General features: G+C 57.6%; 21 protein-coding genes and 1 tRNA gene. 7 read left to right on the top strand and 15 right to left on the bottom strand.

The annotated features are described in order from the left end of the window. Positions 1 to 15: 15 nt before the first annotated feature. On the top strand, positions 16 to 462 hold the full coding sequence (locus GRI44_RS03715) for an MAPEG family protein (protein ID WP_160600088.1): 447 nt from the start codon (positions 16 to 18) through the stop codon (positions 460 to 462). Positions 463 to 464: 2 nt separating this feature from the next. Continuing rightward, positions 465 to 905: an MAPEG family protein gene (locus GRI44_RS03710; RefSeq protein ID WP_160600087.1), complete on the top strand. Its 441-nt coding sequence runs from the start codon at positions 465 to 467 to the stop codon at positions 903 to 905. 73 nt (positions 906 to 978) lie between these two features. Here GRI44_RS03710 and trxB read toward each other — a convergent pair whose 3' ends face one another. Beyond that, entirely contained in the window at positions 979 to 1,947 is a 969-nt protein-coding gene (trxB, locus tag GRI44_RS03705; RefSeq protein WP_202386125.1) for a thioredoxin-disulfide reductase, read from the bottom strand. A gap of 102 nt (positions 1,948 to 2,049) precedes the next feature. Further along, positions 2,050 to 2,844 (bottom strand): tyrosine-protein phosphatase, encoded by a 795-nt coding sequence (locus tag GRI44_RS03700; RefSeq protein WP_232842959.1) that lies wholly within the window; start codon positions 2,842 to 2,844, stop codon positions 2,050 to 2,052. Positions 2,845 to 2,992: 148 nt separating this feature from the next. On the opposite strand from GRI44_RS03700, the gene GRI44_RS03695 reads away from it, so the two are divergent. After that, complete coding sequence (locus GRI44_RS03695; protein WP_160600086.1) at positions 2,993 to 3,457, top strand: response regulator; 465 nt, start codon at positions 2,993 to 2,995, stop codon at positions 3,455 to 3,457. A 10-nt stretch (positions 3,458 to 3,467) separates the two neighbouring features. Here GRI44_RS03695 and GRI44_RS03690 read toward each other — a convergent pair whose 3' ends face one another. The 5 genes from GRI44_RS03690 to GRI44_RS03670 form a co-directional block, all read right to left on the bottom strand. After that, on the bottom strand, positions 3,468 to 4,856 hold the full coding sequence (locus GRI44_RS03690; protein ID WP_160600085.1) for an alpha,alpha-trehalose-phosphate synthase (UDP-forming): 1,389 nt from the start codon (positions 4,854 to 4,856) through the stop codon (positions 3,468 to 3,470). Beyond that, on the bottom strand, positions 4,853 to 6,697 hold the full coding sequence (locus GRI44_RS03685; RefSeq protein ID WP_160601240.1) for a glycoside hydrolase family 15 protein: 1,845 nt from the start codon (positions 6,695 to 6,697) through the stop codon (positions 4,853 to 4,855). The genes GRI44_RS03690 and GRI44_RS03685 overlap by 4 nt, the downstream gene beginning before the upstream one ends. Continuing rightward, positions 6,694 to 7,437, bottom strand: coding sequence for a trehalose-phosphatase (gene otsB / locus GRI44_RS03680; RefSeq protein ID WP_160600084.1), 744 nt, complete (start codon positions 7,435 to 7,437; stop codon positions 6,694 to 6,696). Before otsB ends, GRI44_RS03685 begins: the two co-directional genes overlap by 4 nt. Positions 7,438 to 7,504: 67 nt before the next feature. After that, the gene (locus tag GRI44_RS03675) at positions 7,505 to 8,122 is read right to left on the bottom strand and encodes a GNAT family N-acetyltransferase (protein WP_202386124.1); all 618 of its coding nucleotides are present in this window, start codon (positions 8,120 to 8,122) and stop codon (positions 7,505 to 7,507) included. A gap of 202 nt (positions 8,123 to 8,324) precedes the next feature. Next, complete coding sequence (locus GRI44_RS03670) at positions 8,325 to 9,920, bottom strand: isocitrate lyase (RefSeq protein ID WP_160600083.1); 1,596 nt, start codon at positions 9,918 to 9,920, stop codon at positions 8,325 to 8,327. Between the two features lie 146 nt (positions 9,921 to 10,066). Between GRI44_RS03670 and GRI44_RS03665 the strand changes: the two genes are divergently transcribed. Further along, positions 10,067 to 11,470, top strand: coding sequence for a helix-turn-helix domain-containing protein (locus tag GRI44_RS03665; RefSeq protein WP_160600082.1), 1,404 nt, complete (start codon positions 10,067 to 10,069; stop codon positions 11,468 to 11,470). A gap of 171 nt (positions 11,471 to 11,641) precedes the next feature. Here GRI44_RS03665 and GRI44_RS03660 read toward each other — a convergent pair. The 6 genes from GRI44_RS03660 to aspS form a co-directional block, all read right to left on the bottom strand. Then, positions 11,642 to 11,718: transfer RNA gene (locus GRI44_RS03660), tRNA-Met, on the bottom strand. A gap of 79 nt (positions 11,719 to 11,797) precedes the next feature. Next, entirely contained in the window at positions 11,798 to 12,340 is a 543-nt protein-coding gene (locus GRI44_RS03655) for a 2'-5' RNA ligase family protein (protein WP_332872342.1), read from the bottom strand. Beyond that, positions 12,337 to 13,308: an endolytic transglycosylase MltG gene (gene mltG, locus GRI44_RS03650; RefSeq protein WP_160600080.1), complete on the bottom strand. Its 972-nt coding sequence runs from the start codon at positions 13,306 to 13,308 to the stop codon at positions 12,337 to 12,339. The genes GRI44_RS03655 and mltG overlap by 4 nt, the downstream gene beginning before the upstream one ends. Before the next feature lies 1 nt (position 13,309). After that, complete coding sequence (gene fabF / locus GRI44_RS03645) at positions 13,310 to 14,569, bottom strand: beta-ketoacyl-ACP synthase II (RefSeq protein ID WP_160600079.1); 1,260 nt, start codon at positions 14,567 to 14,569, stop codon at positions 13,310 to 13,312. A 111-nt stretch (positions 14,570 to 14,680) separates the two neighbouring features. Further along, entirely contained in the window at positions 14,681 to 14,917 is a 237-nt protein-coding gene (locus GRI44_RS03640) for an acyl carrier protein (protein WP_160601236.1), read from the bottom strand. A 132-nt stretch (positions 14,918 to 15,049) separates the two neighbouring features. Continuing rightward, a complete protein-coding gene (gene aspS, locus GRI44_RS03635; protein ID WP_160600078.1) occupies positions 15,050 to 16,870 on the bottom strand; it encodes an aspartate--tRNA ligase in 1,821 nt (606 codons plus the stop codon). Between the two features lie 188 nt (positions 16,871 to 17,058). On the opposite strand from aspS, the gene rnd reads away from it, so the two are divergent. Then, positions 17,059 to 18,303, top strand: a complete 1,245-nt coding sequence (rnd, locus tag GRI44_RS03630; protein ID WP_160600077.1) for a ribonuclease D — start codon at positions 17,059 to 17,061, stop codon at positions 18,301 to 18,303. After that, complete coding sequence (locus GRI44_RS03625) at positions 18,300 to 19,196, top strand: hydrogen peroxide-inducible genes activator (protein ID WP_160600076.1); 897 nt, start codon at positions 18,300 to 18,302, stop codon at positions 19,194 to 19,196. Before rnd ends, GRI44_RS03625 begins: the two co-directional genes overlap by 4 nt. A 30-nt stretch (positions 19,197 to 19,226) precedes the next feature. Here the strand turns inward: GRI44_RS03625 and pgsA are convergent, their stop codons facing one another. Further along, a complete protein-coding gene (pgsA, locus tag GRI44_RS03620; RefSeq protein WP_160600075.1) occupies positions 19,227 to 19,835 on the bottom strand; it encodes a CDP-diacylglycerol--glycerol-3-phosphate 3-phosphatidyltransferase in 609 nt (202 codons plus the stop codon). Between the two features lie 122 nt (positions 19,836 to 19,957). On the opposite strand from pgsA, the gene GRI44_RS03615 reads away from it, so the two are divergent. Then, the gene (locus GRI44_RS03615; RefSeq protein ID WP_160600074.1) at positions 19,958 to 21,268 is read left to right on the top strand and encodes an MFS transporter; all 1,311 of its coding nucleotides are present in this window, start codon (positions 19,958 to 19,960) and stop codon (positions 21,266 to 21,268) included. A 397-nt stretch (positions 21,269 to 21,665) separates the two neighbouring features. Here the strand turns inward: GRI44_RS03615 and GRI44_RS03610 are convergent, their stop codons facing one another. Next, a complete protein-coding gene (locus tag GRI44_RS03610) occupies positions 21,666 to 21,848 on the bottom strand; it encodes a CsbD family protein (protein ID WP_160600073.1) in 183 nt (60 codons plus the stop codon). Positions 21,849 to 22,055 lie beyond the last annotated feature (207 nt).

The raw sequence follows: 22,055 nt of genomic DNA, 5'->3' as shown, positions 1-22,055 counted from the left end.
TGGGGGAGTATAATAATGCAGGCACAAATGCTTGCACCGGCCGCTGTGCTGGTGCTGTGGTCCATCATCATGCTGCTGTGGATGGCAGGCACGCGCCTTCCCGCCATGGGCAAGGCAGGCGGCGGCCTGGGTGATGCAAAGCCCGGTGGCCGCGGTCAGGATCTGGAGGGTGTCCTCCCCGATCGGGTGAACTGGAAAGCGCATAATTATGCGCATCTGATGGAACAACCGACGATTTTCTATCCGACGGTGATTATACTGGCGGTGGTTGGTGCAACGGGTTTTGATGCCATGCTGGCGTGGATTTATGTCGGCCTGCGGATCATTCATTCCATCTGGCAGGCCACAGTCAACAAGGTCTCGATCCGCTTTGCGCTGTTCCTGCTGTCAACCATCGTCCTGGCTGCCCTGGCACTGAGGGCAACCATGGTGACCCTGTTTGCCAACCCTGGAGTGCTTTGATCATGATCGATGCAACAGACGCACAATTGCTGCAACCCGTGGTCGCGCTGGCCGCATGGACCATGATCATGTGGGTGTGGATGTATGCCACCCGCATCCCGGCGATGCAGAAGGCTGACAATATCGATACCGCCCATCTGGTCGGCGGAACCGGCGCGGATCTGGACAAGGCCCTTCCGGCCAATGTCCAGTGGAAAGCGCATAATTACAATCATTTGCACGAAGCACCCACAGTGTTTTATGCCATTGCCATTGTGCTGGTGCTGATCGGCCAGGGTGATGGGCTGAACGCGCTGCTCGGCTGGATTTACGTTGGCCTGCGCGTTGCCCATTCGCTGGTGCAGGCGACAGCCAATCGCGTGATGGTGCGCTTCATCCTGTTTGCATTATCCAGCGTGGTGCTGATTGCGATGATCCTGCACGCAGGCATCGCCGTATTTTAAGCTGCCATAACCTGAACTGTTGGCCCCGAACGTATGGCCCCAAACAAAAGGCCCCGCATTTGCGGGGCCTTTTTTATTCGGCGGCTTCCTGTCTGGCAAATTCCATTTCTGCCAGGAATTTTTCCGCATCCAGCGCGGCCATGCAGCCTGTACCGGCAGCGGTGACTGCCTGCCTATAGGTGTGGTCCATCACATCGCCGCAGGCAAATACGCCCGGCAATGCCGTTTTGGGCGTGCCGGGTTCAACCACCAGATAGCCGCTATCATCCATGGGCAGCTTGCCCTTGAACAATTCAGTCGACGGGGCGTGGCCAATGGCAACAAATGCGCCGTCAACATCCAGGAAGCTGACCTCGCCTGTCACTGTGTCCTGCAGTTCAATCTGGGTCAGGCCGCCGGCAGCCGGATCGCCGATGAAACGGGTGACGGCCTTGTTCCACAGCGGGGTAATCTTGTCGTTTGCAAAAATGCGTTCCTGAAGGATTTTTTCCGAACGCAATTCATCCCTGCGGTGGATCAAGGTCACGTCATCGGAATGGTTGGTCAGATAAAGCGCTTCTTCCACAGCGGTGTTTCCGCCGCCGATCACGGCCACTTTCTTACCGCGATAGAAAAACCCGTCGCAGGTGGCACAGGCAGACACGCCCTTGCCGGCCAGCTCCTGTTCACCCGGCACACCCAGCCATTTGGCCTGTGCGCCGGTTGAAATAACCAGCGTTTCGCCAATGTAGATATCGCCGCTGTCGCCCACGGCGCGGTAAGGCGGCCCATTGGCCAGGTCCACTTCCACGATCGTGTCCCACATCATGCGGGTTCCGACATGTTCGGCCTGCGCCTGCATTTCCTGCATCAGCCACGGGCCCTGAACCACATCCCTGAAACCCGGATAGTTTTCAACATCGGTGGTAATCGTCAACTGCCCGCCCGGCTGCAGGCCCTGCACCACAATTGGTTCCAGCGCAGCGCGCGCACCATAGATTGCCGCCGTAAGGCCTGCCGGGCCGGAACCGATGATCAGCATGCGGGTGTGATGGGTAGCCATTATAATGTCCGTTTCAGTTTGGTCATTGCCGTCAAAAATTTGCTGCGGCCCATGGGTATGCAGATATGCCAGCGAAGATCGACACCGGCAGGGCTGATCTGGTTATGCTTCGACCAGATGCAACCGTAATGCACCGCGCCGCGCATCATCCACCCCCAGCATATCGGACAGGAAGGCGTCGATAGAGCCATGCTCTGTCTCCACAGCTTTGCGCGCCGCTTCCAGATAGCGTGGGTCCACGCCCATCAATACCCGGATGGTGGCATCGTCGATCCCGCCCCATTTTGCACGGATTGTCTCTGCCCCTGCGGCAATGCGTGCGTCCATGTTGCCGACCGTATTAGTGAGCAGAAAATCGTCCATCGCATCATCAGGGTGCACCCCAAGGGAATGGTGCAGCAGGGCAACGGCCATTCCGGTGCGGTCCTTCCCTGCCAGACAATGGACCAGGCTGGCGCCCTGCCCCTGTGCCAGCGCCGCAAAATAGTCCCGCAAAATCGCAATCAGCGGCGCGCGAAACGGCAGGTTGCGGTATAATTGTTCCATTTTCTCATGCGCGATGGTCTGGTTCAAAGCGCCTTGTGCCGCTTCCACATGGGGCGCAAGCGCGGCTGTTTCACCGTCATAGAACACCAGTTCAGCGCCAAAATCAGCGCCCCTGCGGCACGGATATTTCTCGCGTTCGCTATTGCCGCGCATGTCTATCACATGGCGCAAATCCAGCGCGTCAATTGCGGCCAGATCAGCGTCGGTCGCATCGCAATGCTGGCCTGAGCGAAACAGTACCCCGCGCCGCACCCGGCCCCCGCCCGAAACGGCATAACCGCCATAATCACGGAAATTATGTACGCCGTCCATCGGCAGGGCACGGTTCATGTCATCATTGGAAGTGGTCATGCCGAATTGATTGCCAGCATGGCGCTGGCTGCACAACCGCCGATTTGGGCCATGCCTCGGTATTTCCACCTACATGGGACTTCGTCTGCATTTATCTCTGGATGGATAGAGGGGCGGATAGAATTGTATGATTACAGGGACGCACCGCATGGCCTATATTCTGATTGCCGATGATGATGAAATTGTCGCCGAAATGGCGTCGGAAGTCATCATCTCGGCCGGGCATGCGTGCGGCTGGGTGACAGATGGGGAACAGGCGCTGGACCTGCTGAAATGGCGCCGGCCCGATCTGCTGCTGCTTGACCAGGACATGCCGAAAATATCAGGAGCGCGGGTGCTGCGTGCCTTGCGCAATTCGCCAAGTCTGTATGATCTGCCGGTCATCATGTTTACCGCCGTCACTGGCGCGGAAGACGAACAACGCGCCCGGTTCCATGGCGCGCAGGATTATATTCGCAAACCATTCGACCAGAAATTTCTCATCTGGCGCATCAATCAGGTGCTGCGCGCCCGCGCCGAACGGCCAAAACATGTCGAACTGACCGAACTGATGCAACGTAACGCCGGCCAATGGCGCGACGAGGATGAAACGGCGTTCCGGTCAGTCCTCTAAGCCCGCGGCATTATGTGCGTGGCAGTGCCGCCAGATCAGACGTGAAATTTTCGGTCCAGCGCTGCACATTATCCTGCCTGACTGTCTTGATCAGGGCATTGTAACGGCGCTTTTTTTCCTCGGTGGGCATGTCCAGCGCCTGTTTGATGGCATGGCTCACATCATCCGGACTATGCGGATTGACCAGCACTGCTTCGGGCATCTGCATGGCGGCGCCTGCGAAACGCGACAGGATCAGCACGCCCGGATCTTCAGGATCCTGGGCTGCGATATATTCCTTGGCCACAAGGTTCATCCCGTCGCGCAGCGGAGTGACCAGGCCAATTTTGGCCGCGCGGTAAAAGCCGCATAATTCCGCCAGACTATGCCCCTTGTTGACATAGCGGATTGGCACCAGATCCACTTCTGAACGCGCACCATTTATCTGGCCAGTCTTCTGTTCCAGTTCCTGTCTGATCTTGCGGTAGGATGCGACATCCTCGCGGCTAGGCGGTGCAATCTGGATATAGACCAAATCGCGCACACGGTCAGGGTTTTGGTCAAAAAACCGCGAAATGCCGTCGATCCGTTCAGGCAGGCCTTTCGAATAATCCAGCCGGTCCACCCCCAGCATCGCAGTCCGGCGGCGGGTGCTGGACAGCAGGCGCTGGCCGGCCTGCCGCGCCTCACCGGTGCTGGCCTGCTGCTGCAGATGGTCATAATCAATCCCGATGGGATAAGCGCGCGCGTGTACTATGCGCCCTTCAAAAGCGATTCTTCCGCTGTCTTCATCGACCTGCGCGCCCAGTTCCTTGCGGCAATAATGCAGGAAGCTTTCCAGCCATTCCTGCGTCTGAAAACCGATCAGATCGTAATCCAGCATCGTGCGCACAAGACGCTCGTGATAGGGCAGCGATACGAACAATCGGGTGGGCGGCCACGGAATATGGAGGAAAAAGCCGATCCGGTTTTTCAATCCGCGCGCCCGCAACCGTTGGCCCAGCGGCAGCAGGTGATAGTCATGCACCCACACCATATCCCCCTCTTCAATCAGGGGCGCAGCGCTCTGGGCGAAGCGTTCGTTGACGCGTTCATACCCCTTGCCAAATTCGCGTTCATATTCCGTCAGATCGATACGGTAATGGAATAGCGGCCACAGGGTGGAATTGGCATAACCATTGTAATATTCCTCCACATCCTGCGACGCCAGATCCATGGTTGCCGTGGTCACTCCATCAGCGCTCTGCAGCGAAATTTCGCCGGTAAACTCGTCCACTTCCCCGCCCGACCAGCCAAACCAGATGCCGCCATTTTCCTTGAGCGCGGAATTGAGCGCGCCCGCCAGCCCACCTTGCGCGCCAGCAGCGCCGCGGGCCTTGGGCACAGCCACCCTGTTGGAAATGACGACCAGCCTGCTCATCGCACGGTGCTCCATGATCGTGACAGCAATCCTGCGCAGTTGATCACGCCCACCAGCGAATAGGTCTGCGGGAAATTGCCCCACAATTCGCCTGTCTCATAATCAAGGTCTTCCGACAGCAGCCCCGATTGTGTCCTGTGGCTCAACATCGCTTCAAACAGACCCCGCGCCTCGGCATCGCGGCCCGCCAGATGCAGCGCCTCAATCAACCAGAACGTGCATACGTTGAACGCTGTTTCAGGCGCGCCAAAATCATCCTCTGCTGCATATCTGAGCATATGTTCACCGCGCCGCAGGGTTTTTTCCACCGCGGCAAAGGTCGATTTGAAGCGCGGATTGTCAGGCGCGAGAAACCGCAGCTCGACCATCTGCAACAGGCTGGCGTCCAGATAATCGCTCTGGAACGACGCACCGTAATGACCGCCCTCCTCGCCATTCTCGACCCATGCTTCGCGCTCTATCGTCGCGCGGATAATATTCGCGCGGTCGAGCCACAGTTTTTGCCGGTCAGCCTTGCCGATATGGCCAGCCACATTGGCCAACCGGTCGCACGCGGCCCAGCACATGACGGCGGAATATGTATGCACTTCCTGCCTGGTGCGGAATTCCCACAAGCCGGCATCGGGTTGATCATGCATGGCCCAGGCGCTTTCGCCCACTTCTTCCAGCGCGGCAAAATCATGCTCGTCCGCCATGCGCAGCAATCGGCGGTCGAAAAATGCCTGCGCCGTTGGCAGCACGATCTGGCCGTAACAATCGTGCTGGACCTGCTTGTAGGCAGCATTACCCCGGCGGACTGGCCCCATTCCCTTGTAACCGGCAAGATGCGCGGCGGTGCCTTCATCAAGTTCGCTTTCACCCATCACCGAATAGAGCGGCTGGATTTGCCCGCCGCGCGCGCCGTCAACGATGTTGCGCAGATAGCCGAGATATTTCTCAAGCACATCGAGCGCACCCAGGCGGTTCAGCGCCTGCACGGTGTAATAGGAATCGCGAATCCAGCAATAACGGTAATCCCAGTTACGTTGGCTGAAGGGGGCTTCGGGAATGGAAGTGGTCAGCGCGGCGACAATCGCGCCGGTTTCTTCATGCTGGCATAATTTCAGCGCAATCGCGCAGCGGATGACCTCATCCTGCCATTCCAGCGGAATATGCAGCCCTCTGACCCACAATTTCCAGTAGCGCGCGGTGGACTGGTCCATGCGCCGCAGTTCGGAACGCAAATTGCCGACAAACGGCTCGTCTGGTCCGAGGAAAAAATGCTGGTCGTTTTCGATCCGATAAAAACGCGATTCCAGCACATAGCCAATGGGCGCATCCGTGCTGAGCCTGATGGCCTGCCCGCTGACCAGATATCGGATGTGATTGGTGCCGTGGGTCGTCTCGGCAATTTTCGCGCCGTAATTGCTCATCGGATTGAGCACCACCCGCATGCGCGGGTTGCCTGCAAGGGGCCGGACAATGCGGGCATAAGCCACCGGACGATACATGCGGCCCGACCGTTCAAAGCGCGGGCAGAAATCGCGGATCTCGACCGCACTGCCATCCTCTGCTTCCAGCCGTGTGACAAGTGTGGCCGTGTTACGCTCGTAATGCTGGGAGGATGATGCCTGCCCTTCCAGTTCAAAGCGCCAGACGCCCGATGACTGCCTGTCCCCGTTCAGCAACGCACAGAATACAGGGTCACCATCAACCCGCGGCAGGCAGCCCCAAACCAGCGCGCCAGCGCGGTCGATAAGGCCGCTGATCTGGCAATTGCCGATGGGCCACAGTTCAAGGCTGGAAGCAGCGACTTGCGCCAGTGCTGTGTCGGCCGGTTTGGTCTGGGCTGGTGCAGTCATAGGTTCAGCCATTCATGAACATCCCTGATGGAGTTGAGGTGATAATGGGCCAGCGCCGATACACGCTCGCCCACGGCAATACCGAAGCCGCCCAGTGCAAGTGATGCTGCAAAACCGTCTTCATCGGTGATGTCATCGCCAATAAACACCGGCATGGCGCCTGAAAAAACGCCTTGCTGCATCAATGCCTGTACTGCGCCAGCCTTGCCGCCACCGGGCCGCACCAGTTCGACCACGAATTTGCCCGACTGTATTTCCAGCCCAGCTTCGCGCGCGAGGCTGGCGGTAAATTCTTCTGTCACTGCCTGCCTGCCCGGATGCGACCGGTAATGCACCGCGACACCGTGGCTTTTGGTTTCCAGATGCAGATTCTGCTCGGCAGCAAACCGCGCCAATGCGGCCACAATTTCGGCCGGCACGGGGTCTGGCGGGGTGCCGATCATCGCCTGATCGGGGCCGACCATAGCCGCCCCATGCGACCCTGCGCGGTAAATGGCGGGCGCGCCAAGATAGGTCGCCAGATCGTCAAGCGACCGGCCGCTGACCACGGCCAGGCGGCCAGCCATCCGCGCGGCAAGCTGTTCCAACTGCCGCGACAGCTTGTCACTGACACAAATGGCATCGGGCCGGTCGGCAATGCCCACCAATGTGCCGTCAAAATCCAGAAAAAGAGCGACATTGCCCTGCTGCATCAAGGTTGAAAGCAGTGGGGGTGGTGAAAGGGTGCCGTGGGCTGCCATTGGCGATGTTCTTAAAGGCCGGGCCGCCAGCGTCAAACGCGAATACGATTGCGTAAAGGACAAACCGCTAATCGAAATTTCCAAATGCAGCTAGCACCCTTGCAAGGCCGGGTGTATCTTTTTCGTCATGCAGGGCAGCGATGGCTGTCTTGATATCAAGCTGAAAATCCGATGTGACGGACTGCGTGCCCGACCGCTGCCCGCCCAGAGATTTCACCAGCGATATGGCAGCCCGGTTTTCCGACAGGGTCTGCACATCCAGCGTTTCCATCCCTGCCAGACGGCAATTGATCAGCAGGGTGGCGGTAAGCAGGCGGCTGAGGCCAAGGCCCTGATAATCATCCAGCACGGCCACGGAAAATTCCGCATGGTCATCATCCTGCCCGCTGCGGATGGCGTGCACTGCGCCAATGGCCAGCTTTTCCGGGTGGTCGGTCAGGATTGCGCCCCATGCAATGTGCATGTCACCATCGACATCCAGCAGACTGTCAATCACCCGGTCCGGCGGTGTTACAAAACCGGAAAAGAAACGCAGATACCGTGACCTTTCCGACATTTGCGCAATACCGTCGCGCATCCGCGCCTCGTCATCGGCATTCACTGTCCTGATGCACACAGGCATACCGTTGTTGAGAACGGTATGAATGACAATGTCGGCTATGTTTTCGTCAAGCTTGTCCGGCATCGTCTCCGCAGTTCTCCTGTTGGCGAGTGCTGACGGAACATTGCACGCTTTGCTGCCGGTGCCTACGGTAAACCGCCCGTGCCCCACAAACCCTAGGCGCACAAACCCTAGGACCATAAACCCCAGGCGCACAGACAAGGAGGCCCGCCGCAGCGCTTGCGCACCGCGACGGGCCCCTTCCTCCCCAGGAACTTTGAGCCGGTCAGGCCACGAACTGGTTCATCGTATTATGCGCGCCGCCTGCTTTCAAAGCGGCTTCGCCAGCAAAATATTCCTTGTGATCATCACCCACGTCGCTGCCGGACATGTTCTGGTGACGGACGCAAGCGATGCCCTGGCGGATTTCTTCGCGCTGAACATTCTTCACGTAACCAAGCATACCCTGCTCGCCGAAATATTCGCGGGCCAGATTATCCGTGCTCAGTGCCGCTGTGTGATAGGTCGGCAGGGTGATCAGGTGGTGGAAAATTCCAGCCTGTGCTGCGGCATCCTTCTGGAAAGTGCGGATACGCTCGTCTGCTTCTGCGGCCAGTTCGCTGCTGTCGTAATCCACGCTCATCAGCTTGGCGCGGTCATAGGCGGAAACATCCTTGCCGCTTTCAGTCCACGCATCATACACCTGCTGGCGGAAATTCAGCGTCCAGTTGAAACTGGGCGAGTTATTATAGACCAGCTTGGCATTGGGGATCACTTCCCGGATGCGGTCAACCATCGCGCCAATCTGTCCGATATGCGGCTTTTCCGTCTCGATCCACAACAGGTCAGCGCCGTTCTGCAGCGAATTGATGCAGTCCAGAACGCAGCGGTCTTCACCTGTTCCGGCGCGGAACTGATAGAGGTTGGACGGCAGACGCTTTGGCTTCATCAGCTTGCCATCTCGGCTGATCAGGACATCACCATGGCCAAGATTGGCCGGATCGACTTCTTCGCAATCGAGGTAGCTGTTATATTGATCGGCAATGTCGCCTTCTTCGCGGACATAGGCGATCTGCTTCGTCAGGCCCGCCCCAAGCGAATCTGTCCGGGCCACAATGATGCCGTCTTCCACGCCCATTTCCATGAAGGCATAACGACACGCACGGATTTTCGCGAGGAAGTCTTCATGCGGAACCGTAACCTTGCCATCCTGATGGCCGCACTGCTTTTCATCAGAAACCTGATTTTCAATCTGCAAGGCGCAGGCGCCTGCCTCGATCATTTTCTTGGCCAGCAGATAGGTTGCTTCGGCATTGCCGAACCCTGCGTCAATATCGGCAATGATGGGCACGACGTGCGTTTCATAATTGTCGATGGCATTCTGGATTTTGGCGGCGCTGACCTGGTCGCCCTTGTCGCGTGCTGCATCCAGATCGCGGAACATCATACCCAGTTCTCGGGCATCGGCCTGCTTGAGAAACGTGTAAAGTTCTTCGATCAGGGCCGGAACCGAGGTTTTCTCATGCATGGACTGATCTGGCAGCGGGCCAAATTCGCTCCGCAATGCCGCAACCATCCAGCCGGACAGATAAAGATAACGGCCCTTGGTGGTGCCGAAATGCTTCTTGATCGAGATCAGCTTCTGCTGCCCGATAAAACCATGCCAACACCCCAGCGACTGGGTATAATTTGCAGGGTCAGCATCATACGCATCCATATCCTTGCGCATTATCTTTGCCGTGTAGCGCGCAATATCGAGACCGGTGCGAAAACGGTTCTGCGCCCGCATACGGGCCACAGATTCGCCGCTGATCCCGTCCCACGCACCATTATGGTTGCGGATCAGATCTTCGGTCTGCGAAATATCGGTAGAATAGGTCATGTGAGGCCTTTGGGTTTTAGAAATATGATGGAAGTCAGATACCACGCCATTTCGCAGTTGCGAGATGCCACGAAGTTCAGTTGTCCATCCTTACAAGAGTTCATTGTACAGTTGTAATATCTACACAACTACTGTAATTACGGCGCATGGCTACTCCGCGCTCTGTCTATCTTGGCCCTCGCCTTCGCCGCCTGCGGCGTGAATTGGGCCTCACCCAGGCTCAGGTGGCGTCCGACCTCGAGATTTCGCCTTCCTATGTCGCGTTGATGGAACGCAACCAGCGGCCACTTACCGCTGACATATTGCTGCGTCTTGCCCGCACCTACTCGCTCGACCTGTCTGACCTGACGATGGATGACAGTTCGGATTACCAGGCCCGCTTGTCAGCAGTGCTGAAAGACCCCCTGTTTGCCGATATTGATTTGCGGGCACTGGAAATTTCCGATGTGGCGATGAATTTCCCCGGGATCAGCGAAGCAATCCTGCGCCTGCATACGGCATGGGCCGAACGCCAGCTGGAGCTGGCGGATATGGGCGCTGGCACCAGCCAGGATGCCGTCGCCGATCCGGTTGCAGAAGTGCAGCGGTTTCTGGCTGCGCGGCGCAATTGTTTTCCCGCGCTTGATGAAGCTGCAGAAGCCATTGCGGCCAAGGCTGCGGACACTGGCGGCTTGGCCAGCCATCTGAAGATCAGACATGGTCTGCGCCTGCGCATGGTGCCGTCGGATGTGATGGGCGATACGCTGCGGCGGTTTGACCGGCATCGGGACGAAATCTGGCTGGATGACGGGCTGGATACTGCCAGTCAGAATTTTCAGATAGCCATTCAGCTGGCCTATATCGAACTACGCAGCGCGATAGAAACCGTCATCAAAGATGCCGCCGCCATCAGCGAAGCAGGCTTGCCATTGCTGCGCCGTGCCCTTGCCAGCTACGCCGCCGCAGCCATCGTGATGCCGTATGATGCCTTTGCCCGCGCGGCCGATGCCAAGGGCTATGATGTCGAAGCGCTCGCCCGGTCATTCGGCACCAGTTTTGAACAAGTGGCGCACCGGCTGACAACCTTGCAAAAGCCGGGGCAGGAACGTGTGCCGTTTTTCTTCATCCGGCTGGACCGTGCCGGCAATGTGTCCAAAAGGCTGGATGGCGCGGGCTTTCCCTTTGCCCGCCACGGGGGTGGCTGCCCCTTGTGGAATGTACACCGCACGTTCTCGGAGCCGCGCGAAATTCTGACCCAATGGCTCGAACTGCCCGATGGCAACCGGTTCTTTTCGATTGCCCGCACCGTGACTTCGGGTGGCGGCGGCTTCGGCATTCCCCGGGTCGAACGCGCTGTTGCATTGGGCTGTGCAGCGCAGCATGCCCACCGGCTGATCTACACAAGAAACCAGCCAGAATTGTCAGCTGATGATGCAACGCCCATCGGCGTGACTTGCCGCTTGTGCCAGCGGATCGACTGCACAACACGTTCCGCCCCGCCCATCGGCCGCCAATTGCTGCCCGATGATTATCACCGGGGACAGGCACCGTTCGCTTTCGCTGATCGCTGACGCCAGACCTTATCGCTGACCCCGGATAAAGCCCGTGCCGCCGTGCGACACAAGCCAACCCCATCTGAGCAATCCCTGCCAACTTAGACCTTCGCAAACCGGCCAGCGCTGCATCCTGCGCGCCGTGACGCACCGCCTGAGAGAGCTGCTTTCCGACGAATGACTGAAAAATGGTAGCGGAGGAGGGACTCGAACCCCCGACACGCGGATTATGATTCCGCTGCTCTAACCAGCTGAGCTACTCCGCCCCAAAGGGCAACCGGATGCTTCCAAATGCGGAAAAACAACCGGGCAAGGCGGCGCGTTTAGGGCCGCATTTTCCAGCGGTCAACTGCGAAAAGACCGATTGGACCGGCGAAATTTGAATTCTCGCACAAACTCCCATGGGCCGCCCCGGTAGATGTGCAATTCCAGCCCTGAAAAACAGAAACTTTGTGGTCTGATCGTGTCTGCTAGCTGCTGCTGCAATGCCTTTGCCGCACCGGACGTGACCTTGTTCTGGATGGTTATGTGCAAACGCGGCCGATGGCTGTCCTGCCCCGTCAGCAAACCATGAAATCGGTCGGCGAGCCTGTCACGAATGTCCATCAACTGCGGGCTGACCAGCTTCAGGGCAGTTCCGCCGCCCAGTGACATCAGGCCCACCAGGTCGCATTGGGCATCGGCTGCCTGCGCTGTTTCCTGCTTCAAGATAGTGCGAATTTCGTCTGCGTAGGATGCAGGCAGCGCATGAAACAAGGTGACATGGGCTTTCAGGTAATTGCGGGCTAGCGGAAAATGCGCGTCGCGCAGCGCAGTCGCCCATTTTGCCATGTCTGCAGGCAATTGCGCGGTTACGATGAACGGCGCATCGTCAGCCGCTCCGGTCACATTTCTCCGCGCTGACGGCGCAGCGCATACCATTTTTGCACGTTGGCATTATGCTGTTCCAGCGTATCGCCGAACTCATGCCCGCCCTTGCCATCGGCCACCATATACAGCGCGCTCGTCTTTGCAGGGTTGAGCACTGCGGCGATGGATTCGCGCCCCGGATTGGTAATCGGGCCAATCGGCAGACCGACCATGGAATAGGTATTATAGCCATTCACCGCCGAAATTTCCGACTGGAGAATGCGGCGGCCAAGCGGCTTGCCCTTGGTAATGGGATAGATGATGGTCGGGTCTGCCTGCAGCATCATGCCCTGTTTCACGCGGTTGGAATACAGGCCCGCGACCATTCGGCGTTCGGAGGCAACGCCGGTTTCCTTTTCCACAATGGATGCCAGAATGACAGCTTCACGCGGCGTTTTTACGGCAATGTTACTGGCGCGTTTGGCCCATAATTCCCTGACCGTGTCAGCCATGGCTGCCTGCATGCGCGCGACCACGGATTTGCGGCTTTCGCCGCGCTCGAAGTCATAGCTGTCCGGCAGGATTGTGCCTTCTTCCGGCACGGAAATCTCGCCTTTCAGCAGCGGTTCTGCCATCAGCCGTTCGTACACCATCACCGACGGCATCCCTTCGGGCACGGTGACAAAGCGGCGGATCACATCCCCGTTCTGGAAAGTGTCGAGAATGGTCGCGGGGCTGGCGCCAGCGGGGATCAGAAATTCACCCGCCTTGATCGGCGCGCCCGAGCCGAGAATCTTGGCACGCAGCAGAAACGCATCAGCAGAACTGATGAGCCCTTTTTCTTCAAGAATGCCTGCAACACTGGTGAGCGATGAGCCAGATGGAACTATGAAGGATGTGTCTTCCTCCACCTGCGCCGAACCATACCAGCCCGACGCGAACACCGCGATGCCGATGAATGCCAGCACAGCCAGCGCGGCAATGAAAAGACAGCCGCGCCGGACCATGTCAGTCAGCCTTCTTCATGACCAGACTTGCATTGGTGCCGCCAAAGCCGAAGCTGTTGTTGAGCACCGCACGCACTTCGCGCTTTTTGGCCACATGGGGAACCAGATCGACCCCTTCGGTGCCGTCATCGGGATTGTCCAGATTGAGCGTCGGAGGCACGATCTGATCGCGCAGGGCCAGAATGCAGAAGATGGACTCAACAGCGCCTGCACCGCCCAGCAAATGGCCGATGGCAGATTTGGTCGAGCTCATCGAAACATTGCCAATGGCATCGCCAAACAGGCGCTTGACTGAACCCAGCTCGATCGTGTCCGCCATGGTGGAAGTGCCATGGGCGTTGATGTAGTCGATATCGGACGGCGTCATGCCGGCCTTTTTCAGTGCCATTTCCATGGCACGATAAGCGCCAAAGCCTTCTGGATGAGGCGCCGTGACGTGATAGGCATCGCCCGACAGGCCATAGCCGACGACTTCGGCGTAAATCTTCGCGCCGCGCGCCTTGGCGTGTTCATATTCTTCAAGCACCACGACACCGGCGCCCTCGCCCATCACGAAACCATCGCGGTCCTTGTCATAAGGGCGGCTGGCTTGTTCGGGCCGGTCATTATAGGACATGTTGAGAGCGCGGGCCTGTGCAAAACCGGCCACGCCCAGCGGGCAAATGGTGCCTTCCGCCCCGCCTGCCAGCATGATGTCGGCATCATCGTCACGGATCATCCGGGCCGCATCGCCAATTGAATGCGCGCCGGTGGAACATGCCGTGACGACTGCGTGATTCGGCCCCATCAGGCCGTATTTGATCGAAACCTGGCCGGAAATCAGGTTGATGAGTCGGCCATGTACAAAGTGCGGGCTGACCCTGCCGGGGCCGCGTTCGTGCAGCACGATGGATTCGCTTTCGATGCCCGGAAGGCCGCCGATACCTGAACCGATAGAACAGCCAGCGCGCAGCTTCAGCTCGTCCGACATATCTTCGAGGCCAGCATCTTCCAATGCCTGCCCCGCGGCATCAATGCCGTAGATGATGAACGGATCGACCTGGCGCTGAACCTTGTGATCCACACGCTTGTCAGGATCAAACCCATATTCATGGTCGGCAGGTTTAACTTCGCAGGCAATCTTGCACTTCTGGTCGGACGCATCGAACCTGGTAATCAGGCCCGCGCCGCTTTTCGAAGCGAGAATATTCGCCCAGGTTGTTTCAACATCGGCCCCAAGCGGGGTTACGAGACCCAAACCGGTTACCACCACACGGCGCATGCAACTCTCCGTAAAAATGCAACAGGCCCGGCCCCCGAAGGAGGTCGAGCCTGTTCAGTCCCGCCGACTGCCCATTGACTGGCTGTCAGACGAGCACGGCGGGATGGCTTATTAGCCCTTGTGCTCTTCGATGTACTTCGTGGCATCACCAACGGTGGTGATCTTTTCAGCCGCATCGTCAGGGATTTCGACACCGAATTCTTCTTCGAATGCCATCACCAGCTCGACAATATCGAGACTGTCTGCGCCAAGATCATCAATGAAGCTGGCTTCCTGAGTGACCTTGTCAGCTTCAACACCGAGGTGTTCGACAACAATCTTGGAAACGCGATCAGCAGTATCGGACATATTTTCCCTCTCGAAATTGGGGGTTTCAAACTTTCTCAACGCCCTACTGAACAGGGCGGGCGCTGGCAAGTGCGTGCGTAAAAACAGCTTACGCCAACACGCACTTAATCACCGGCGGTTAATCACCGCCCATTAATTACCGGCAGTGTCGGTACGGGTGGTTTCTGCCGCCATTGCAGGTTTCGGTTTTTCCACCAAACGGATAGCCAGTTCCTTCAATTGCGCGGGGCTGACGACGCTGGGCGCGCCCATCATAAGGTCTTCACCCTTCTGGTTGAGCGGGAATGCAATCACTTCGCGGATGTTGGGTTCATCAGCCAGCAGCATCACGATCCGGTCAATACCCGGCGCCGAACCGCCATGCGGGGGCGCGCCATATTTGAACGCATTGATCATGCCGGAGAAATTGGCATCAACATCGGCCTGCGAATAACCGGCAATTTCAAACGCCTTATACATGATGTCAGGCCGGTGGTTCCGGATCGCGCCGGACGACAGTTCATAGCCGTTGCAGACAATGTCATACTGCCACGCCAGAATATCCAGCGGGTCCTTGTTTTCCAGCGCATCCATTTCGCCCTGCGGCATGGAAAAGGGGTTATGGCTAAAATCGACCTTTTTCGCCTCTTCGTCATATTCGAACATCGGGAAATCGACGATCCAGCAGAATTTGAAGCAGCCTTGCTCGATCAAGCCCAGCTCTTCAGCGACGCGGGTGCGCGCTGCGCCTGCCAGCTTGACCGCTTCCTTCTGTTTGCCGGCAGCAAAGAACAGTCCGTCATTTTCGCCAAGGCCAAGCTCGTCATACAGCTGCGCCATCAGCTCAGGCCCATGGTTCTTGGCAATCGGCCCGCCAAATTCGCCGCCCTTGCGGGTGACATAGCCGAGCCCGGCAAAACCTTCGCCGCGCGCCCAGTTGTTCATGTCATCGAAGAACTTGCGGCTCTTGTCCTGCGTTTCCGGCGCAGGAATGGCCCGCACGATACCGCCGCTGCCGACGATCTTCTCAAACAGGCCAAAGCCTGATTTCTCAAAATGGCTGGTGACATCGGAAATGATCAGCGGGTTACGCAAATCCGGCTTGTCGCTGCCATATTTCAGCATCGTCTCGGCATAGGGAATGCGCGGAAATTCGCCCGCTGGCGTAACAGTTTTGCCGCCTGAGAATTCTTCGAACACACCGGCCAGAACAGGCTCCAGCGCGTCGAACACATCGTCTTGGGTAACAAAGCTCATTTCCAGGTCGAGCTGGTAGAATTCCAAGCTGCGGTCGGCACGCAAATCTTCATCGCGGAAACAGGGTGCAATTTGGAAATACCGGTCGAAACCGGACACCATCAGCAATTGCTTGAACATCTGCGGCGCCTGCGGAAGCGCGTAAAATTTGCCGTGGTGCATCCGGCTTGGCACCAGAAAATCGCGCGCGCCTTCTGGGCTGGATGCCGACAGGATCGGCGTCTGGATTTCAAAGAACCCCTGCCCCACCATGCGCTTGCGCAGCGACGCAATGACATTGCTGCGCAGCATGATGCTGCTGTGCACCTTGTCGCGCCGCAGATCGAGAAAACGGTTTTTCAGGCGGATATCTTCCGGATATTCCTGTTCCCCTGCAACCGGCATCGGCAGTTCGTCAGCCTTGCTTTGCACTGTGACAGAGCGGGCATAGACTTCAACGCCGCCGGTCGGGAGGTTGGCGTTGACCGTTCCTTCAGCCCGCGCCTTCACGTCGCCATCGATGGTGACAACGCTTTCGACTCGCAGACCTTCGAGCAACTTGAGCGCAGGCGAATCTTCATCCGCCACAATCTGTGTCAGGCCGTAATGGTCACGCAAATCCACAAACAGCACGCCGCCATGATCGCGCTTGCGATGAATCCAGCCGGACAGGCGCACTGTTTCGCCGACATTTTCGGTGCTCAGGGCTGCGCAATTGTGGGTACGGTAGGCGTGCATCTAAAATCTTTCCAAATTCGGGGCTATGACGCTAAGGGCGCCTGAGCATTTCGGGTGCCGCGCGCCCCCTTGCGGATGCGCGGCGTAACAGGGGAACAACATGGCTTTGTCAAGCTGTGTGGGCCCCATCATCAATCTGGGCAATCGGGCCCGAGTGGCGGTACTCCGCCCACATAAAGAAAAACGACATGAAAATACATGATCTGATTACGACCACCGAAGCCCTGGCCGATCTGTGTGAAAGGCTTGCCAAATCCGACTTCGTCACGGTCGACACCGAATTCATGCGCGAAAATACCTATTACCCTGAGCTGTGCCTGGTGCAGATCGCCAATGACGTGGAAGCTGCTGCGATTGACCCGATGGCAGATGGCATTGACCTGGCGCCGTTGCTGGAACTGATGTGCGATAATGAAGACGTGCTGAAAGTCTTCCACGCAGGCGGGCAGGATGTGGAAATCATCTACAATCTGACCGGCAAGACGCCCCACCCCATTTTCGATACGCAAATCGCGATGATGGCCATCAGCCAGTCCGAACAGATCGGCTATAGCAATCTGGTCGAAAGCTGGCTCGGCTTCACCGTCGACAAGGGGGCCCGCTTTACCGACTGGGGTCGCCGTCCGCTGACCGACCGGCAGATCGAATATGCGATTGGCGATGTAACTCATCTGTCCAAGATATTCCCGATGATGCTTAAAAAGCTGATCAAGACGGGCCGCGGCATGTGGCTGAATGCGGAAATGGAAAAGCTGGCTGATCCGGCCAATTACCGCAACGATGCCGATCTTGCCTGGAAACGCATCCGCCAGGCTGGCCGCAACCCGCAGGTGCTGGGCCGCCTGAAAGCCATTGCCGCATGGCGCGAAGGCGAAGCGCAACACAAGAACATCCCGCGTGGCCGCATCATGCGCGATGAAACTCTGGCCGATGTGGCAGGCCACCCGCCCAAGAAACAGGCGGATCTGGCCAAGGTTCGGGGTTTGTCCAATTCGTGGAAGGACAATGACATTGGCAAGCGCCTGATGAATGTCATCGAAAATGCAGAAGCGCTGCCCAAGGATGAAATGCCCGAAAAGGCAACACGCGGTGCACCGCTGGGCAAAGAAGGCGCGCTGGTGGCAGATTTGCTGAAACTGCTGCTGAAGATACGCTGCCGCGAAATCGACATCGCCTCGCGCCTGCTCACCAAATCTGACGAGTTGGAAGCCCTTGCCGCTGGAATACGCAAGCTGCCCATCCTGGAAGGGTGGCGCTATGATGTGTTTGGCAAGGAAGCGCTGGAACTGGTGGAAGGGCGCATGGCCTTTGCCGTGAAAGACGGCAAGCTGACGATGACCCACTTCGACACCGAGGGCGTGGCTGAAGCGCCAGAAGACCCGATCCAGCCAGACGATGACGTTAATGGCGCAGGCCAGCAAGCGGCAGAATGAGCACCTATCTGCCCACCATCAAGCAGCTTCAATATCTGGTCGCCCTGCACGAACACGGGCATTTCGGCCGGGCCGCAGAAGCCAGCTTCGTGTCCCAGTCCACGCTTTCTGCCGGTATCCGCGAGCTGGAATCGCTGTTGGGCGTGACGCTGGTTGAACGCAGCCGCCGCGTGGTGCGGTTCACCCCGCTGGGCAACCAGGTGGTGGCAAAGGCACATCGTTTGCTGCGCGAAGCAGAAGAACTTTCCGATCTGGTACAGGCATCGGGCAAGCCGCTTTCGGGTGAATTGCGCATGAGTGTGATCCCCACCATTGCGCCATTCCTGCTGCCCAAAATGCTCCCCCGCCTGCGGCAGGAACGCCCGCAGCTGAAACTGTTCCTACGCGAGGAAACCAGCGATGCAGCAGTGGAATCCCTCAATCACGGACGTGTGGATTGCGTGCTGCTGGCCCTGCCTTTCGCCACTGGCGAAGTGGATTATGAACATATAGCGGACGACAGGCTGTTCATCGCCTTTCCCGAAAACGATCCGCGTGACCCGCCCGATATTGTCCAGCCGGAAATGATCGATCAGGGCCGTTTGCTGCTGCTGGAAGATGGGCACTGCATGAAGGAACATGCGCTGGCTGCGTGCAACCGCCCGGAAATGCGGGCGAGCGCCACCATGATCGGGACCAGCCTGCATACTCTGGTGCAGATGGTGGATAATGGCCTGGGCCTGACAATGCTGCCCGAAATGGCGCTGGATGCGGGAATTCTGAAAAATACCAAAGTGGTCGCACGGCCGCTGAATTCTGAAAATGCTTCGCGTGAAATTGCGCTCATCTGGCGCAAGAATTCTCCGCGGGCAGATGAATTCCGGTTGCTGGCAGAAGAATTGCGCGCCGGCTGAAACCACGGCAGCGCAATTCTTCGCGCCGCCTCAATCCATGTGCTTGAGGCCAACGCGCAGATAGTCCCACCCGGTAATCACCGTGAGGGCCGCTGCGCCCCACAGGCTGGCGAGGCTGACGAGGTGAATCCAGCTATTGGCCAACGTCCCGCAATTTTCCGCCAGCGATGCACAGGGCGGCCCATGCACTGCGCCGCCGAGAATCAGGCCGCCCAGAGCGACCAGCTGCAAGGTTGTTTTCCATTTGGCCAGTTTGCTGACCGGCACGGAAACCTGCAATCCGCCCAGAAATTCGCGCAAGCCGGATACCGCAATTTCGCGCATCAGAATGATCAGCCCGGCAATCACATGCATATCGCCCACATATGGCCCGCGCAGAAAACCCTGTGCAGTCAGCACCAGAATTACCGCTGCAATCATCAACTTGTCAGCGATCGGATCGAGGAACTGGCCAAGTTTTGAAACTGTCCCGCTGGTGCGGGCAAGATAGCCATCGAAATAATCCGTGATGCCCATCAGACAGTACAGACCATAGGCAAGCGCATAACCCAGCCGCCAGTCTGGCCACCATAAAAGGAAGGCCAACAAGGGAATGGTGACGATCCGCGAGATCGTGAGGATATTTGGCAGGCTCATCATAGGCACCTTCCTTAGCGCGCATTACCGCTGCACAAAAGCCCACTATGCGCGAATGCCTTAGGCCTTGTTCGCGAAAGGTATTGCTATAGAGCGGCTGTCCCAAGGGTTGCTGGCAAGGACGCATGACCACAACAACGCATCTTTTACGCAGCAGGCGCTTTCTGCCCCTGTTTGTCACCCAGCTGCTCGGCGCATTCAACGACAATCTTTACAAGAATGCGATGGTGCTGTTCGTCGTTTACAGCATCTATAATTCGGAAGAAGCCGAAGCACAGTTCAGCGCGATTGCATCCGGGCTGTTCATTCTGCCGTTCTTTCTGCTGTCGGCACTGGCCGGACAACTGGCTGATATGCGCGACAAAGCGAAGATCATCCGGATCGTGAAAGCCTGCGAAATTGGCATCATGATTGTGGGCGGCACCGGACTGTTTCTGGCATGGCGCGGCATGGCGACCGAAAGTTTCGCCATTCCCCTCATGCTGACTGCACTGTTTGCAATGGGCGTACATTCGACATTTTTCGGCCCGATCAAATATGCCATCCTGCCCCAGCATCTGCATGAAGGCGAAGTGCTGGCCGGCACCGGTCTGGTCGAAGCGGGCACCTATATCGCAATTCTGGTGGGCACCATTCTGGCAGGCTGGATCCCGATTGAAGTGGCAGCAGTGGGCGTTTTCCTTACCGCCGTTGTCGGTTATCTCGCCGGCCGGCATGTGCCGCCTGCCCCGCCCGAAGTGGCGGCTGAACCGCTCGACTGGAACCTGCTGCGTTCCTCGGTCGTGCTGGTGCGCAACACCATGCATGACAACCGCGTTTTTCTGGCCATCATGTCCATCAGCTTTTTCTGGACCATTGGCGCTGTGCTGTTCATCCAGTTCCCTCCGCTGGCGAAGAACGTCCTGTTGGCTAGCAAGGAAGTCGCCAGCCTGTTTCTGGTGATTTTTTCGATCGGTGTCGCCATTGGCTCCATCTCGATCAACGCATTGCTGAAAGGGCGCGTGTCTGCCCGCTATTCGCCGGTGTCCGTCATCGTGATGGGGCTGTTTGTAGTGGCATTTTATATCGTTTGCAGGGCGTGGGGCTACCATGCGGGCGAAGGTCTGATGGATGTCGGCACATTTATCAGCCAGCCATTGGCAGTGCCTTTGCTGCTCAGCCTTCTGGGTATTGCGGTGGCTGGCGGCATGTTCGTGGTGCCGCTTTATGCGTTCCTGACGACTTTCGTGCCTAAATCGCAGACTGCCAGAACCATCGCTGCCAATAATATCGTCAATTCAGGTGCAATGGTTGTCGGCTCGGTCATGGCAGTAAGCCTCAGCGTTGCCGGCATATCGGTGACAGACCAATTGCTGTTGAGCGCGGCGATGTGTCTGGTTTCTGCCTGGCTTGGTCGCAAACTGTTTCTGGCAGAGCAGCAGGCGCTGAAAGTTTAGCGGCCATTGTGGCGGCCCGACTTGCCACCCCGGACCGCCAACGGTCAGGCGATAAAAATGGCCACCGCTATGAGACAGGAAAAATATGCGCCCGCAAAGGCGCGCACGTCTTCACGGGATATTGCCCAGCCAGTTCGTCGGCAGACAGGTTCCATTCCATTGCGCACATGTGGCGGAAGGGAAGCCAGGAAAGGGTGCCTGGCGGTTTCATCGGTGAGGACCAGTGATCTACGCATCATGGGGTATTAACGAATTGGTAACCAAATCGCTCCTGCCTAATTGCCGCCGTCACACTTCGGGACATTAAGCCTGTTTCTTCATCGTGATGTTCAGCAGACACAAAAAAGGCCGCCTTTTTCAAGGCGGCCTGTTTCGTTATTTTAAGGGCGAGTAATGGTCAGACCTTGTTGCCAAGCTTTCCTTCGACTTCACCCTTCAAATTCTGTGCTTCGCCCTTGGTTTCCTGGGCATGGCCTTCGCTCTTGAGCGAAGCATTGTTGGTTGCATCGCCTACGACCTGCTTGGTGTTGCCAGCAACTTCGTTAGCGGCGCCTTTGGCTTTTTCTGTAAATTCACCCATGTCAGTGTCCTTTGTGTTTATGTCGGAAACTCAGGATCATTCCTGGTTCGTATGATAGCTTAACGGACAGCAACCGGTGTTTGTTCCCCAATTGGCCCAAACTTTAGCAAAGTTTTTCAACATCTTAGATGGTCGCGTTTTGGCAACGCCCTGCCGCATGGCGCCGGATCGAATGGCCGCGAAAGGCGTTGTTGCCCCGATCTCAAA

The organism is Allopontixanthobacter confluentis, from assembly GCF_009827615.1.
GTDB lineage: Bacteria > Pseudomonadota > Alphaproteobacteria > Sphingomonadales > Sphingomonadaceae > Allopontixanthobacter > Allopontixanthobacter confluentis.
The sequence above is the reverse complement of the archived record's forward strand: the minus strand, read 5'-3'. Positions and strand labels throughout refer to the sequence as shown.